Source organism: Microbacterium nymphoidis, assembly GCF_021044885.1.
In the GTDB taxonomy this organism is placed as follows: Bacteria; Actinomycetota; Actinomycetes; order Actinomycetales; family Microbacteriaceae; genus Microbacterium; species Microbacterium nymphoidis.
Genome location: NZ_JAJNOD010000008.1, coordinates 1 through 15,889, shown reverse-complemented (window position 1 = coordinate 15,889; position 15,889 = coordinate 1). Strand labels below are relative to the sequence as shown.

14 protein-coding genes are annotated in these 15,889 nt (G+C 67.8%); 7 read left to right on the top strand and 7 right to left on the bottom strand.

The annotated features are described in order from the left end of the window. Positions 1-2 precede the first annotated feature (2 nt). The 4 genes from LQ566_RS16595 to LQ566_RS16580 form a co-directional block, all read right to left on the bottom strand. Positions 3-1,091, bottom strand: a complete 1,089-nt coding sequence (locus LQ566_RS16595) for a DUF4822 domain-containing protein (RefSeq protein WP_231092895.1) — start codon at positions 1,089-1,091, stop codon at positions 3-5. Between the two features lie 112 nt (positions 1,092-1,203). Beyond that, positions 1,204-1,824 (bottom strand): response regulator, encoded by a 621-nt coding sequence (locus LQ566_RS16590; protein WP_231092894.1) that lies wholly within the window; start codon positions 1,822-1,824, stop codon positions 1,204-1,206. Then, positions 1,821-2,981, bottom strand: a complete 1,161-nt coding sequence (locus tag LQ566_RS16585) for a sensor histidine kinase (protein WP_231092893.1) — start codon at positions 2,979-2,981, stop codon at positions 1,821-1,823. The genes LQ566_RS16590 and LQ566_RS16585 overlap by 4 nt, the downstream gene beginning before the upstream one ends. 51 nt (positions 2,982-3,032) lie before the next feature. Continuing rightward, a complete protein-coding gene (locus LQ566_RS16580; RefSeq protein ID WP_231092892.1) occupies positions 3,033-3,953 on the bottom strand; it encodes an aldose 1-epimerase family protein in 921 nt (306 codons plus the stop codon). Between the two features lie 730 nt (positions 3,954-4,683). Between LQ566_RS16580 and LQ566_RS16575 the strand changes: the two genes are divergently transcribed. Continuing rightward, complete coding sequence (locus tag LQ566_RS16575; RefSeq protein WP_231092891.1) at positions 4,684-6,933, top strand: DEAD/DEAH box helicase; 2,250 nt, start codon at positions 4,684-4,686, stop codon at positions 6,931-6,933. 192 nt (positions 6,934-7,125) lie between these two features. After that, a complete protein-coding gene (locus tag LQ566_RS16570; protein ID WP_231092890.1) occupies positions 7,126-7,674 on the top strand; it encodes a YceI family protein in 549 nt (182 codons plus the stop codon). Between the two features lie 102 nt (positions 7,675-7,776). Here the strand turns inward: LQ566_RS16570 and LQ566_RS16565 are convergent, their stop codons facing one another. Then, positions 7,777-8,823 (bottom strand): Rv2578c family radical SAM protein, encoded by a 1,047-nt coding sequence (locus LQ566_RS16565; RefSeq protein WP_231092889.1) that lies wholly within the window; start codon positions 8,821-8,823, stop codon positions 7,777-7,779. A 59-nt stretch (positions 8,824-8,882) separates the two neighbouring features. Next, positions 8,883-9,800 (bottom strand): alcohol dehydrogenase catalytic domain-containing protein, encoded by a 918-nt coding sequence (locus LQ566_RS16560; RefSeq protein WP_231092888.1) that lies wholly within the window; start codon positions 9,798-9,800, stop codon positions 8,883-8,885. A gap of 118 nt (positions 9,801-9,918) precedes the next feature. On the opposite strand from LQ566_RS16560, the gene LQ566_RS16555 reads away from it, so the two are divergent. The 5 genes from LQ566_RS16555 (at position 9,919) to LQ566_RS17730 (ending at position 14,795) form a co-directional block, all read left to right on the top strand. Beyond that, positions 9,919-10,722 (top strand): D-alanyl-D-alanine carboxypeptidase family protein, encoded by an 804-nt coding sequence (locus tag LQ566_RS16555; RefSeq protein ID WP_231092887.1) that lies wholly within the window; start codon positions 9,919-9,921, stop codon positions 10,720-10,722. Between the two features lie 90 nt (positions 10,723-10,812). Continuing rightward, a complete protein-coding gene (locus tag LQ566_RS16550; RefSeq protein ID WP_231092886.1) occupies positions 10,813-11,796 on the top strand; it encodes a M15 family metallopeptidase in 984 nt (327 codons plus the stop codon). A 175-nt stretch (positions 11,797-11,971) separates the two neighbouring features. Continuing rightward, positions 11,972-13,132 carry an acyl-CoA dehydrogenase family protein gene (locus LQ566_RS16545; protein WP_231092885.1) on the top strand — a complete coding sequence of 387 codons (1,161 nt, stop codon included), beginning with the start codon at positions 11,972-11,974 and terminating at the stop codon, positions 13,130-13,132. A gap of 234 nt (positions 13,133-13,366) precedes the next feature. Continuing rightward, positions 13,367-14,464, top strand: a complete 1,098-nt coding sequence (locus LQ566_RS16540) for a M4 family metallopeptidase (RefSeq protein ID WP_269143300.1) — start codon at positions 13,367-13,369, stop codon at positions 14,462-14,464. Then, positions 14,445-14,795: a protealysin inhibitor emfourin gene (locus tag LQ566_RS17730; protein ID WP_308071100.1), complete on the top strand. Its 351-nt coding sequence runs from the start codon at positions 14,445-14,447 to the stop codon at positions 14,793-14,795. Before LQ566_RS16540 ends, LQ566_RS17730 begins: the two co-directional genes overlap by 20 nt. Before the next feature lie 262 nt (positions 14,796-15,057). Here the strand turns inward: LQ566_RS17730 and LQ566_RS16535 are convergent, their stop codons facing one another. After that, entirely contained in the window at positions 15,058-15,771 is a 714-nt protein-coding gene (locus tag LQ566_RS16535; protein ID WP_231092884.1) for a hypothetical protein, read from the bottom strand. Positions 15,772-15,889 lie beyond the last annotated feature (118 nt).

The following is a 15,889-nucleotide window of genomic DNA, read 5'->3' as shown; positions in this document are numbered from 1 at the left end:
ACTCAGCCCTGAGCGCGGCGGCGGCGCACCACCAGTGCTCCCGCACCTGCGGCCGCGGCCGCGACACCCACGGCCATCAGCGCCACGGGCATCGCCGAGCCGGTCTCCGCGAGTTCGGGAGCTGTCGTCGCGCTCGGCGATGCCGAGGTCACCTCGACAGGCGCGGTCGCCGTGGGAACGGGTGCGGTGGGAACGGGCGCGGTGGTGGGTTCGGGGTGGTCGGTGGGGGTGTGGATGATGTCGTAGTAGACGTCGGGGGTGTTCGCGTCGGGGGTGACGCGGTAGGTGAATTCTTCGGTGGTGAGGGTGACGAGGGGGACGGTGCGGGTGAAGAGGGCGGCGCCGGTGTCGTCTTTGGCGGTGATGGTGCGGGCTTCGCCGTTGGGGTCGATGCTCCAGTCGCCGTGCATCTTAGGGGTGTCGTCGAGGTTGTACATGCGGAAGGTTCCGTCGGCGTCGTAGTAGGCCCAGCCGACGAAGTTGGCGACGGCGGGGTCGGTCAGCGCGACGGGGGTGCCGTCCTGGTCGACGGCGCCGGTGGTCTCCCACGGGGTGGCGGCCAGGATCGACGACGGCGTGGTGGTGGTGGGTTCGGGGTGGTCGGTGGGGGTGTGGATGATGTCGTAGTAGACGTCGGGGGTGTTCGCGTCGGGGGTGACGCGGTAGGTGAACTCTTCGGTGGTGAGGGTGACGAGGGGGACGGTGCGGGTGAAGAGGGCGGCGCCGGTGTCGTCTTTGGCGGTGATGGTGCGGGCTTCGCCGTTGGGGTCGATGCTCCAGTCGCCGTGCATCTTAGGGGTGTCGTCGAGGTTGTACATGCGGAAGGTTCCGTCGGCGTCGTAGTAGGCCCAGCCGACGAAGTTGGCGACGGCGGGGTCGGTCAGCGCGACGGGGGTGCCGTCCTGGTCGACGGCGCCGGTGGTCTCCCACGGGGTGGCGGACAGGACGGCCGACGGCGAATCGACGGTGACGGTGTGAGGTGCGGCAGGCGCGGCCGCGAAGGCGGTGGCCGGGAGCGCGATGGCAGCCCCTGCAGCGAGGATGGCTGCGGCGATGACCGCGGATCGGAGTGGTGCAAGACGGGAAGCCATGAGGGATCCTCCAGAGGTGGTGGCGGTCGAGCCGCGATGGACATGTCCCACGCTAAGAACCGCCCACCGGTCCCGACATCAACCGATCGGTTGATGCTTGCTGAGCGCCACCTCAGATGCGCACCAGACCCCGCTTCACAGCGATCGCGATCGCTGCCTGCCGGTTCTCCGCCCCCAGCTTGGTGAAGGCATGGTGCAGGTGCGTCTTGACGGTCGCCTCGCTCACGAACAACCGGGCGGCGAGTTCGCGCGTGGACAGACCCGCTGCCGCGAGGGAGAGGACCTCCAGCTCACGCGCGGTCAGTGTCTCGTCGGTGACGGCAGCGCGTTCGATCATCGAGGCGGTGAGCGATGACGCGACGCCCGGATCCGCACTCACGGCCGATCGGATCGCGCGGAACAGCTCGTCGGGCCGGCTGTCCTTGACGAGGTAGCCCACCGCACCGGCGTCCAGTGCGCGCACGATGTCGGCGTCCGAGTCGTACGCCGTGAAGATCAGCACACGTGTGGGCGCCCCTGAGCGCCGGATGGCGGCCGCGGCGTCGATGCCGCCGGGCACGTCGGCCCCGAGATCGAGATCGATGAGTGCCACATCAGCCGACGCGGCCAGCGTGATCGCCTCCGCGGCCGAACCCGTTTCGGCGACCACGGCGAGGTCGGGCTGCGTGCCGAGCAGGGCTCGCATGCCATGACGCAGGACGGGATGATCATCGACCAGCAGGATCCGGATCATGAGGACTCCTCCACGACAGCCGCATCGGGGATGACGGCGGAGACGACGGTTCCCGATTCGCCCAGGGGGCCGACGGTGAAAGATCCACCCAGGCTCTCCGCGCGCCATCGCATCGCGCGCAGGCCCACCCCGTCTGCGGAGCCCGTCGTCCTGGTGATGCCCGCTCCATCATCGGCGATGTCGACGCCGATCGCTTCGGGGAAGAAGGTGAGCGTGACGCGCGCGTGCTGCGCCGCAGCGTGTTTGCGCACGTTCACGAGTGCTTCCTGGACGATGCGCTGGAGCGCGTGCGCGGTGGTGTCGGAGACATCGCGCGGGACACCCACCACGGCGAACTCGGCTCCGGCAGCGTCTGCGGACCGGGCGTCGTCCACCAGCCGGGCGAGGGTCGCCGCGAGCGGCTCACGGTCATCGGCCGGGGCTGCGAGCCCGTGCAGGACCCGGCGGGTCTGCGTCAGTGCATCGCGCAGACCCTCACGCGCTTCGATGACGTCCGGCGACCCGTCGCGACTCGACTCCAGCAGCAGGAGAACGCTGGCCGTACGCTGCACCACGGTGTCGTGCAGTTCGCCCGCGACCCGATTCCGCTCCGAGAGCGCACCGGCCTCCCGCTCCGATGCCGCGAGCTGATCGCGTGCGGCGAGGAGCTCGTCATTCAGGGAGCGCTGTGCGGCGAGGGCGCGGTCCAGTGCGCCGTATGCCGCAGACAGCACGATGCCCCCGAGGAGGGGGCCCAGCACGAGGCCCAGATCGTCGCCGCGGGACATGAGGAAGAGCCCGGCGCTGACGGCCAGCACGATGATCGTCGACAGCACGAGTGCGCGCGTGCCCTGGAGCACCCGGTGCACCGCGAAGAAGAGTGCGAACGCGCACCAGCCGAACGAGGGCGCCAGGACCGCGAGGCCCACCCAGAGGGCCGTGGCGAGGAGCACTCCACCGCGCCGCCATCGTTCATCGTGGCCGATTCCGCCGCCGATCACGGCCACCGCGTAGCTCGCTGTCGCACCGATCGCGAGGATCAGAGCGATGACACCGTCACCCTCGAGTGTGTGGCGTGTGAAGTACCGAGCGCCGCACACGACCATCAGCGCGACGAAGCCCACGTCGATGGCGAGGTCGATGCGGCCTCCGGCGAGGGGTGTGGAACGTCCGGTCATGGTGATCCCAGTATCCGCGCGCACGGTGGGGTGCGCATGGCACCCGGCGGATCAGACGGCGGGCTCGTAGGAGATGCCCCAGGAACCCGTGAACGTCTCGCCGGGAGCGAGCCAGATGAGGCCCTCGCCCGAGTTGAAGGCGTCGGCCGGCGCCGTCATCGGCTCGCAGGCGAGGGCGACGTCCTGGCCGGGGTAATCGCGACCCGTGTAGAACTGCACGTAGCCGAACTGCTCGTCCTGCCACAGCACGGTGGAGTTCCCGGCGGCATCGGTGATGCGGTGGCGTGAACGCCCGTCCTCGTCGAAGGCGAGTGAGGCATATGCGGTGTCCAGGTGCAGATCGGCGAGCACGCGGCCCGAGCGGAGGTCCAGTTCCTCCGTCACGGGAGCAGTCTCGACCGGCAGCAGGCGCTCGTCGACGACGATGTGCTCGGCTCCGGTGGAGGTGACCGTGAGCTCGGCGGCCGGGGCGTTTCCGACGGTGATGAACGGGTGGGTTCCGATGGCGATCGGGGCGCTCTCGGCTCCCGAGTTCCGGATCACGTGGGTCACCGTGACACCCTCGGCGGTGAGCGCGTAGGTGACGGCGGTCTCGAGCAGGAACGGATAGCCGATCTGCGGCACCACATTGGCACGCAGGGTCACGGACGAATCCGACTCGCTCACGACGTAGGCCGTGTAGCGCAGCAGACCGTGGATCGCATTGCTGAGCTTCGGCTCGGTGATGGCAAGCTGCTGCACCGCGCCCTCGTGCGTCCACCGTCCGTCACGGATCCGGTTCGGCCACGGAACCAGCACCGTTCCGGAGCAGCTCGGCGCGGGCGTTCCCTCGGGGAAGCGGGCGACGAGGTCGACGCCGTCCACGGTGACGCCGCGCAGCACGGCTCCCACCTGTCCGATGTCCGCCGTCACGACGCGGCCGTCGCGCTCGATGCTGAGGTGGATCTGGGTACCGGTGGGATCAAGGCTCACCCGCCCCATGTTAGGGGAGCACCGCGCGAGGCGTGCCGTGCATGACACGATTCACTCTTGCGCTCGGCGGGTGACGTTGCGCTTGGTGGGTGATGTTGCGTGTAGTGGGGTGACGCTGCGTGTAGTGGGGTGACGCTGCACGTGGTGGGGTGGCGCTGCACGTGGTGGGGTGACGCTGCACGTGGTGGGGTGACGCTGCACGTGGTGGGGTGACGCTGCACGTGGTGGGGTGACGCTGCACGTGGTGGGGTGGCGCTGCACGTGGTGAGGTGGCGCTGCACGTGGTGGGGTGGCGCTGCGCGTGGTGAGGTGGCGCTGCGTGTGGTGAGGTGGCGCTGCGCGTGGTGGGTGACGCTGCGCGTGGTGGGTGACGCTGCGCTTAATGAGTGATGCTGCGCGTGGTGAGTGAGCCAACCCCCCCCGGGTAACGGGCCCTGCTCCCCGCGGGTGACTTTGACCTGGTGAGTGACCCAGCCCCCTGGGCAGTTGACCCTGCACGGGATGGGCGACGACCCTGCGGGTCCTACGCGCGCAGGCTGCAGGAACCACGTGTGGACGGCAGGATCGTAGACCACAGGTGCTGCACAGGAGGTACGGGTACCCTGGAATGTCGGCTTCGAGCACCGTGCCCCCGTCTGCACGGATCTGTGTGAGCTTCGGTGGCCGATGGTGAGCGTCTCAATTGGCGCCCCACTTCGCTGGCGATACTTACGAAACAGGTCAATCACGCATGCCCAAGAACACCCGACAGGGCGGACGCGCTCCGAAGAACTTCGACCCCCGCTACGGCGAGCGCGCCAAGGCGTCCAAGGGAGCCAAGACCATCGGTCGCGGCCACCGCGGCTACTCCGATCCCGCTGAGAACGCCGGAAAGCGCCGGTGGAGCTCCGCCGAGAAGGCCGGTCGCGACGAGGCCGTCCGCATCAGCTCCGGTCGCGATGATCGCACCACCCGCGGCGATCTGCGCGACGACTACGCCGGCAGCGGCCGCGTTCGTCGCGATGACGATTTCCGCGCCAACCGCGGCGGTGACAACCGCGCCGGACGTTCGGACGATCGCTCTGCTCGCCACGCCCGTGACGAGCGCTTCTCGCGCGATGATCGTGGTGCCCGTTCCAGTGACCGTTTCTCGCGTGATGATCATGGGGCTCGTTCGGGTGACCGTTTCTCGCGCGATGATCGTGGTGCGCGCTCTGGTGACCGTTTCTCCCGTGAGGCTCGTTCGGGTGACCGTTTCTCCCGTGATGACCGTGGCTTCTCCCGTGATGACCGTGGCTTCTCCCGTGATGACCGTGGTGCCCGCTCTGGTGACCGCTTCTCTCGCGATGGCCGCCCGTCGCGTTCGTTCGATGACCGCGCTGCACGCCCGGGCCGCGACGCCCGTTCCTTCGACGACCGCGGCTCGCGCTTCCGCGACGAGCGCGTCTCCCGTGACGATCGCGCGTCTCGCTTCGATCGTGACGCACGTGCCCCGCGGTTCGAAGACCGTTCTTCGCGCGACCACCGTCCAGTTCGATCGTTCGATGACCGGGGCTCACGTTTCGCCCGCGATGAGCGTCCGCAGCGCGAGGATCGCGGCTCGCGCTTCCGTGACGAGCGTCCGCAGCGCGACGGGCGGCCCGCGCGGTCGTTCGACGACCGCCCGCGTCGTTCCTTCGACGACCGCCCGCAGCGCACGTCCGGCAACCGCTCGGACTGGAACGCCGACGCGAAGAAGGCGGCATTCCAGGACAACGAGGACATCGTTCGCGAGCGTCTCAACGCGGAAGCCGTGACGGCGGACGACGTCGCAGACGTCACGTTCGACAGCCTGGGGCTGGGGCAGAACATCGTGCGCGTGCTCGGTGAGCTCGGCGCGGAGCGTCCGTTCCCGATCCAGGCCGCCACGATCCCCGTGATTCTCGAGGGCCGCGACACCCTGGGGCGCGGGCGCACTGGTTCGGGCAAGACCATCGCGTTTGGTGCCCCGCTCGTGGAATCCGTGCTGCGTGCGAAGGCCGGTGTGAAGCGGGAGTTCGGTCGCGCACCCTCGGCGCTGATCCTCGCTCCGACGCGTGAGCTCGCGCTGCAGATCGACCGCACCATCCAGCCGATCGCCCGTTCGGTCGGCCTGTTCACCACGCAGATCTACGGTGGTGTTCCCCAGGCTCGCCAGGTGGGCGCCCTGAAGAAGGGCGTTGACATCATCATCGGCACGCCCGGTCGCATCGAAGACCTGGTGAACCAGGGCAAGCTGGACCTGTCGCAGGTTCAGGTGGCGGTGCTGGATGAGGCCGACCACATGTGCGAGCTGGGCTTCCTCGAGCCGGTGCAGCGCATCCTGCGCCAGGTCGCGGACGGGGCCCAGAAGCTCATGTTCTCGGCGACTCTCGACACCGAGGTGGAGGCCCTGGTCAACGAGTTCCTCGTGAATCCCGCCGTCTACGAGGTGGCGGGCGAAGACCAGAACTCCGGAACGATCGAGCACCGCGTCCTGGTGATCGAGCACCGTGACAAGGCCGACATCCTCACTGAGCTGGTCGATCGAGAGGGCAAGACCATCGTCTTCACGCGTACGCGCGCGTACGCCGAGATGCTCGCTGAGCAGTTCGAGGACGCGGGGATCTCCGCGGTCGCGCTGCACGGCGACCTCAACCAGGCCAAGCGAACGCGAAACCTGCAGAAGATGTCGTCCGGCCGGGCGAACGTGCTGGTGGCCACTGACGTGGCGGCCCGTGGAATCCACGTGGACGACATCGATCTGGTCATTCAGGCGGATGCCCCCGACGAGTACAAGACCTACCTGCACCGCTCCGGGCGTACGGGCCGCGCCGGTAACACGGGGCGCGTGGTGACACTCATCACCCGCGCGCGCAAGCGCCGCATCGCCGAACTGCTGGAGCGCGCCGAGATCGCCGCGCCGTTCGAGGAGGCTCGTCCGGGTGATGACATCCTTGACGAGCTCACAGGCGGCATGACGCTGGAGCAGCTCACCGCCTGACATCCGTTCGTCGTACCTCACAGGGCTGCCCCGATCCGGGGCGGCCCTGTGACGTCTCGGGGTGAATCCGATGAACGGGCGGAGAGAATCAGAAAAACTGCATGCGCGGGAATAGAAGTTCGCGTAGCCTCGTTCACATCCACTGACGCGATGATCGCGCGCACTTGATCTTCCACACGAGGGACACCTGACATGACAATTCCTGCACTTGACACCATCGCCGGCACCTGGACCATCGACGCCGCGCACTCTGCCATCGGTTTCGCCGCCACCCACGCCATGGTCACCAAGGTCCGCGGTCGCTTCGACGACTTCTCGGGCACCATCAACGTGACCGGCGAGAACGAGGCGCAGGTCGATGTGGTCATCCAGACCGCCAGCATCGACACCCGCCAGGACTACCGTGACAACCACCTGCGTTCGGCCGACTTCTTCGATGCGGAGCAGTTCCCCACGATGGAGTTCCACTCGACCGGCATCTCTGTCAAGGATGACGAGGAGTTCACGCTGCACGGCGACCTCACCATCAAGGGTGTGACGAAGCCGGTGTCGATCGACGTCGAGGTGGGCGGTGTGCACACTGACCAGAACGGTGCCCTGCGGGCCGGCTTCGAGGGTGACCTCGCCATCAGCCGCAAGGAGTGGGGCCTCACCTGGAACGTGGCTCTGGAGTCCGGTGGATGGCTGGTCTCCGACAAGATCAAGATCAACCTGGACATCTCGGTCGTCAAGGACGCCTGAGTCGAGCGTCCGCTGCTGGCTCGTAACGCCTGCGTCTCCTGCGCTGCGCCACTCCGTGAGGGGTGGCGCAGCGCCGTTTCTCGGGGTGGTGAGCATCCCGTCTCAGAACAGCATTGCGGGCTGAGGCGGCCGCTGCACCAGTCGCACCGGGGTGAGAGATGAGCGACGGGGCGCTTCCGGAGAATCCTCGTCGGCACGAGCGCGGAGACCATGCGCGGCGATCAAGGGGCGGATGCGCTTGGCGAGCCACTGGCGGTACCCCTTGGGCGCGTATGTCGAGACGCCCGGGAACAGGCCGCGGTAGGACGAGAGGAGCTCGGGGTGCTCGCGCTCCAGCCACTCGAAGAACCAGGGCTTGACGCCAGCACGAAGATGCAGCGCTCCCCACACCACCTCGCTCGCCCCGGCGGCACGAATGCGAGACAGTGCGTCGTCGAGCATCTCCATCGAGTCGGTGAGATGGGGGAGGATCGGCATCAGGAAGACCCGCACGCGGAAGCCCGCGTCGGCCGCGGCGCGCACTGTCGCCAATCGGGCGGCGGTTGTGGGTGTTCCCGGTTCGATGGACTGCTGCAGTGCATCGTCGAACACGGCGATCGACATGGCGATGTCGATGTCGACATGCTCCGCCGCCTCGGTCAGCAGAGGGATGTCACGCCGCAGAAGCGTGCCCTTGGTGAGCACTGCGAACGGTGTTCCGCTCTCGGTCAGGGCGTTGATGATGCCCGGCATGAGTGCGTACCGTCCTTCGGCGCGCTGATACGGATCGGTGTTGGTGCCGAGGTTCACCTGGCCGTGCTGCCAGGATCCCCGGGAGAGCTCGCGGCGAAGGACCTCCGCCACGTTGACCTTGACGACGACCTGGGTGTCGAAGTCGCGTCCGCCGTCCAGATCCAGGTAGGTGTGGGTGCCCCGGGCAAAGCAGTAGACACAGGCGTGGGAGCAGCCGCGGTAGGGGTTCACCGTCCATTCGAAGAGCATCCGCGACTGCACCGGCACCCGGTTGAGTGCGGATTTGCACAGCACCTCGTGAAAGGTGATGCCGGCGAACTCGGGTGTCGTCACCGAGCGAACCAGGCCATCCATCGTCTCCATCCCCGGGAGAGCAGCCGTATCCGCGACTCCGAGTTCCTGTCCCTGCCAACGCATACGGCAATAGAACAGAAGTCCGACGAAGATGTCAAGCTACATTCGAAAATGTGTACGAATTACTGCTGTGGATGGACAACCACTTTGCCGCCGTGGCCCGAAGCGACGGCGGCAAAGGCAGCGGGCGCATCCGCCAGTGGATAGGTGGCCGCCACGCTGAACTCGATCTCCCGGGCTGCAACCAGCTCGGCGACCATGCTGACCTGCTCGATCGAGCGGTGCGTGGTGTCCGCGGAGATGACGCCGAACTCCTGCGCCAGATCCTCGCCCGCCAGCGTCACCACGTGGCCGGGCTCTGCTCCCGCCGCGAGGCCTGCGCGGAGCGCATCGCCCGCGGCGGCCCCGAGGACGGCGGTCAGTGAGGCGCCGTTCAGGGCGTCGCTGAGTGCGCCGGCGAAGCTCTCGCCGTATGGGATCGGGGTGATGCCGGCGGCCGCCAGCCGGTCACGTGCGCCCGGGCCCGAGGTGCCGATGACACGAGCGCCTGCGCGCAGTGCGAGCTGGGCGATCAGCCAGCCGACGGATCCGCTGGCGCCCGGCACAAGGGCGATGTCGCCTGCCGACAGGGGGACTGCCCGCAGGCATGCCGTAGCGGCGATCGACGGGGTGACGAGGGCCGCGGCGGTGTCGAGGGAGAGTGCCGGGGGGATGAGTGTGACGCTGCTCGTGCGCACGACCAGTTGCTCGCGGAGGGTGTTGAGCCCCCAGCCCATCACCGCGTCGCCGACGTGCAGCCCGCCCGTGTTGTCCCCCAGGGCGCGGACGATCCCGGCGACATCGCTGCCGATCCCGCGCGGGAAGGGGGTGTCTCGGGGCGCTTGCCCCGTGAGAACTTTCACATCGTACGGATTGATGCCGACGGCATGGACCTCCAGGAGTGCGCGTTCTGCCGCAGGCGACGGCACCGCGACCTCGGAGAGGTGAAGTTCACCGGGATCCCCGGTCCGGTCGTAGGTGATGGCGCGCTGCATTCCCATCTTCTGATCCTCCCACCCCGATGACGGTGCGTCCGATTCTGGGAATGTCCGAAGCCCACGAGATGATGGAATTCTCATGCAGCACTCATCGTCACGTCGGTCGCGCCCATCGCGACGAATGGCTGCGCGGCGGGGCGCCGTGCTCCTCGCCATGGCCATCGGTGGCTCCGCACTCATCGCCACCGCCGTGGCTGCGGCAGCCGGCGGTGCGGATGCCGCGGCCGAGCCGTCCGTGATCACGCAGCCCTGGCCGGACCCGGTATCCGCGCTCCCCGTACCGCAGGTGCGCTCGGTTGTGGCAGCACGGCAGATCTGCGATCTGCCCACCATGCGTGAGGCCAGCGCCGCCGACGACGACGGTGGAATGGTCCTTGCGGCCGGTGGAGGCGCAGCCCTGCGTGCGGCCGTCGTCTCCGCGCGCGCGGACTGCATCGATCTGGCTGACCCCGCCCGCATCTGGGTGATTGCCGATGCAGCGCGGCCGGTGCCGTCCGGGTGGTCGCCGTCCGACCTCGTGGTCCCCGAGACGCCATCGATCGCCGGGACCCGCCTGCGCGCCGAGGCCGCGGAGTCCCTCGATCATCTGCATCGGGCGCTGGATGCCGCCGGTGGCGGTGACATCGCGCTGACGGCTGGCTACACGGATCAGTCCGGCGCCGCGGATCCCGGCGCCGCCGAGCACCGCACCGGCCTCGCCGTCGACGTGGTCGCGTGCACCAGCGGTGACTGTGGCGCGGGTGCGGATATCGCGACGACGAGCCAAGGAGCCTGGCTGACGCAGAACGCCTGGCAGTACGGCTGGATCACGACGATGACGGGCCGTGAGGCGCATCTGCGATATGTCGGGACCGAGATCGCCCGGGCTGTCCACGACGGTGGGTACAGCTCCCTGCAGCAGTTCTTCGCGGTGCCGGCCCGCTGACGCCTCCCTGCGGACGGATGAGGATCCTCTCAGGGATCCGATGGTGTGGAAAGGTGCGAAAACGTCGGCACCTGTGCACATACTGGAGTGATGCAGATGCTCTCGCCGATCGCGCGCCATCGCGCGCGGGAAGCGCGGCGACGTTCGGTCCTCCTGGCCGCAGGGGTCGTCGCGCTGGCAGTCGTCTGTGTGGGCATCGGTGTGACGGGTCAGGCCGCTCTGTCACAGCCGGTCGCTGAGACGTTCGACGACGCGAACCCCGCGGGCGGCGATGCACCGATCGGCGCGGATCTCACCTCCGGGGTGCTGCCGCGGCCGCAGGGTGTGGCATCGCTTCCGGTGCCCGAGTTCGCTGTCGCTAACCCCGTGGCATCCGCCGGGGTGTGCGATCGTCCGGGCGTCGCGGATGCTCTGGCCTCCGCCGCCGATGAGGCGGCCATCACGGCGGCCGGCGGCGGGAGCGCCGTGCGAGAGGCCATCGCCAACGGGGCTGCGCCGTGCTTCTCGCTGGACGATCCGTCTCGCGCCTGGGTGGTCGTCGACAAGCTCCGCCCGATCCAGCCCCTCGAATGGGAGCCGGGCGACCTCGTGTCCGTCTCCGGCGGGCAGCTAATGCGCCAGAACTCGGCCGACGCATTCGTCGCCATGGTCGCTGACGCGTCTGCGGCGGGGATGTCGGACATCGTGGCGAACAGTGGCTACCGCTCCTACTCGTATCAGGTGGGCAACCACGATCGTCAGCTCGCCGCTGAAGGGCAGTCCGCGGAACGCACCAGCGCACGTGCCGGCTTCAGCGAACATCAGCTCGGAACCACGGTCGATGTGCAGTTGCCGGGCGGTTCGATCGAATCCTTCGGGGGCACGGAGACATCGGCCTGGGTGAGCGAGAACGCCTGGCGCTACGGGTTCATCGTCCGCTATGAGGAGGGCGCTTACGACGTCGTCGGCTACGAAGCCGAACCGTGGCACCTGCGCTACATCGGACCCCAGCTGGCGGCGGCGTATCACGACGGCGGATTCCACACGCTCGAGGAGTTCTTCGGCCTGCCCGCGGCACCCGATTACACCTCCTGAGCCCGGATCGCGACCCTCGCCGAGCGGTGTGGAGACTTTCCACAAGCTTGGAACCGAGTTCCCCGAAATCTGGAACGGAATCCCACCAAACCCTGTTTTCGGTGCGGAATCTCGCCTAGACTCGCGAATCGGGTGATCGCTGTCGATCGCACCGAGGAGTCAGAAAGGGAGCCCGATGGACCGCAACATCTATGACGAGGATCACGAGTCGTTCCGCGACGTCGTCAAGGAGTTCATCAAGCGCTACGGCACCAACGAGGCGCGCGAGAAGTGGGACGCCGACGGTCAGGTGGACCGCGCGACGATGCTCGCTGCGGGAGAAGCGGGAATCATCGGACTCTCCGTGCCGGACGAGTTCGGCGGTGCCGGCATGCTGTTCGACTACCGTTTCCGCGCGATCGTGAACGAGGAGACGATCAAGGCGGGCCTGGGCTCGCTGGCCGGTGCCTTCGGCATCCAGGACGACCTGGCGGTTCCGTATCTGGCTCACTTCGGCACCCCCGAGCAGCAGCAGAAGTGGCTGCCGGGTATGGCGACGGGTGAGATCATCGGCGCCCTGGCGATGACGGAGCCGGGCGCTGGATCAGACCTGCGCGGCATCAAGACCACGGCGAAGAAGGTCGACGGCGGCTACATCGTCAACGGCGCGAAGACCTTCATCTCCTCCGGTGCAACGGCCGATGTCGTCGTGACCTTCGTCAAGACCGGCGAGGGCAATCGCCCCGACGCGTTCAGCCTCGTTCTCATTGAGAACGGCATGGAGGGCTTCGATCACGGCAAGAAGCTGCACAAGATGGGCTTCCAGGGTCACGACACTGCTGAGCTGAGCTTCACGGACGTGTTCGTCCCCGACGCCAACCTCATCGGCGGTGCGGAGGGCCACGGATTCGTGCAGCTGATGCGCAACCTTCCGCTGGAGCGCCTGTCGATCGGTGTCGCGGCGGCCGCAGCTGCCGAGGCCGGTCTGCTGTGGACGGTGGACTACACGAAGAGCCGGGAGGCGTTCGGTCAGCCGGTCATCGCCTTCCAGAACACCTACTTCCGCCTCGCCGACATGGCCACCACGGTGGACGCGTTGTGGGCCTACGTCGATCGCGCGATCCTGCTGTACGGCGAGCAGAAGCTCACCCCGGAGGAAGCCGCGAAGGTCAAGTTCTACGCCACCGAGCGTGAGTGGGAGGTCCTGGACCAGGGCGTTCAGCTGCACGGAGGCTACGGCTACATCATGGAGTATCCGATCGCGCGCGCGTTCGTCGATGCCCGTGTGCACCGCATCTACGGCGGCACGAACGAGATCATGCGCGAGATCGTCGGGCGCCAGCTCCTCAAGGGCTGACACCGGCAGACGTGTACGCGGGGCGGGTTCCATCGGAGCCCGCCCCGCGCCGTGTGGCGGCTGGGCGCTGCTCGTCGCATCCACCGGCACGTGCTCGCGCAGCCGAGCGGTGCCGCATTCGCGAAACCGGATTCGGCTCGCGCACGGTGATGTGTTCCGTCGCTGTGCACAACCCTCCTCCCGCTGTCGGAACCCCGGCGTATGGTCAGGTCACCACAGCGAGCGGAGGACGACATGCTGAACCTGAACAACGCTGATCGAAGGGCGTGCGCGGGGCGTCACCAGGGGATCGTGCCTTCCTATCTGCTCGACCGGCTTGCACAATCGGACCGATTCCCGCACGCCGCGCGGGCAGCACGTCAGACACTTGTCGGCCGAGCGCCGGCCGAGCGGCGGGCGCAGCTGGAGCTCTCGATCGACGAGAACGGATCGCTCGTGGCATCCGTGGAATCAGCGCCGGACCGCACCATCCGAGATGCGCAGGGGGCCGAGACCCTGCCCGGGGTGCTGGTACGGAGCGAAGGTGACGCCCCCGTTGCCGACGTCGCCGTGAACCAGGCGTACGACGGGCTGGGGAGCACCTTCCAGATGCTCCTCGAAGCGTTCGACCGGAACTCGATCGACGGCCTCGGCTCACGCCTGGATGCCACGGTGCACTACGGATCCGAGTACGACAACGCGTTCTGGGACGGTGAGCGCATGGTGTTCGGCGACGGAGACGGGCAGGTGTTCCGGGGCTTCACCGCATCCCTCAGCGTCATCGGACACGAACTGGGGCACGGGGTCATCCAGCATGCCGGCGAGCTCGAGTATCAGGGAGAGTCGGGCGCGTTGAACGAGTCGATCGCCGACGTCTTCGGGGCTCTGACCGAACAGCATTCGCTTGATCAGACGGCGCACGAGGCCACCTGGCTCATCGGCGCGGGGATCTTCACGCCATCGGTGAAGGGCGTCGCGCTGCGGTCGATGCTGCATCCCGGCACCGCCTATGACGATCCGGACCTGGGTGCCGATCCGCAACCGGCTGACATGAGCGCTTTCGTGCGCACATCAGAGGACAATGGCGGAGTGCACATCAATTCCGGCATACCGAACCGGGCATTCGCGCTGTTCGCGCGAGAGCTCGGGGGTAAAGCCTGGGAGACGGCCGGAGGTGTCTGGTATCGCGCGCTTTCCCGCGGGCTGCGGACGAACGCCACCTTCTCGGAGTTCGCCGAGGCCACACTCGCCGAAGCCGGCACGGTCGACCGTTCGGTGGCGCAGGCTCTCCGCACGGCGTGGACGACGGTGGGCGTGAATGTGAGGTCGGGCAATGGTCGGGCGTCGGAGTGAGGACCCCGAGTCCGTCACTGGTGAGGACGGGGCGACTGGTCTTCTGATCACCGTGGTGCGCAGCGGCGGAATCACCGGCGCTCCGCGGACGTGGACGGTTGCGCCGCCTCCGGCGGAATCACCGAACTGGGCCCTTCTCATCGAGCGCTGCCCCTGGGGAAACGAGAGCAGCACGCAGCGGGGCGCAGATCGCTTCGTCTGGCGTATCCGCGTGCAGCTTCATGATGATCAGCATGAGCAGGTGGTTTCCGACGCCAACCTGTCGGGACCGTGGCGGGAACTCGTGGACGCTGTTAGGGCCGCCGGTTCTCCGCGGCCCGCATCCACCTGATTCGGAGCGAGGCTGCGGAGTGGGTGATCCCGTCCTCACTCGGATGGTGATCGAGGACGGGATCAGCCGTTGATCGGGGGCTGGATAGCCGTTAATTGGGGCGTGGGCAGACGTTGACGGGCGCCTGGGCAGCCGTGGCCGCCTGCGGGTCAGCCGTTGACCCGGTGGCCGGCAAGGCGGTGGCCGGGGCAGACCTTGATCGACGGCTGAGCCAGTTCAGGTGTAGATCCGGGCTCGGATCAGACGTTGATCCGGGGAAGGATCAGAACCCTGCCAGTGCGAAGTTGAGCAGGAACTCGATCAATGTGATGACGGCTCCGGCGGAGGCCAGCGCTCCGAAACCGATCGCGATTCCTGAGCGCACCTGGTGCTGTCCACTCTTGGCGGCGCTGAGACCGAGGATGAGAGCGATCACTCCCAAAGCCCCCATCGCCAGGACGCTGAGCCAGCTGATCGCGGCGGTGACGACACCGTACGCCTCATAGTTCCCATTCTGGATGAGCACGCGCAGCAGGACCGTCTGGAGGACGTACAGCACCAGGCCCAGGACGACCGTGCTGGCACCGAGGATGATCCCGACGGTTGCTCGCCTCTTCACCGGATCCGCTGCGGCGGCCGGTGCAGTCCCCGACGCATCCATCGCCCCATAGTGCTGCTGTGGCGCAGAGCCGTACTGCTGGGCGGGGCCGTACTGCTGCGCGGAGCCGTACTGCTGGGCAGGGTCATGCTGCTGTGGTGCGGAGCTGTACTGCTGGGCGGAGCCGTACTGCTGGGCAGGGTCATGCTGCTGTGGTGCGGAGCTGTACTGCTGGGCGGAGCCGTACTGCTGGGCAGGGTCATGCTGCTGTGGTGCGGAGCCGTACTGCTGGGCAGAGCCATACTGCGGCGAAGGCGCCGAAGGCTGCGGCGCCTTCGGCCAGGATGCTGCTGCACCGGCGTTCGTGGCCTGGTCATCGGGCTGTGATGGTGTGGACATGATGCCTCCTCCGAGCTGACGCAATCGACCCTATCCCGGTCGATGTCGTCGGCACACCCATGTCCGGTGCATGAGTTGAGGGGTGGGCACCAAGGTGCCCACCCACATCGGAAGAGCG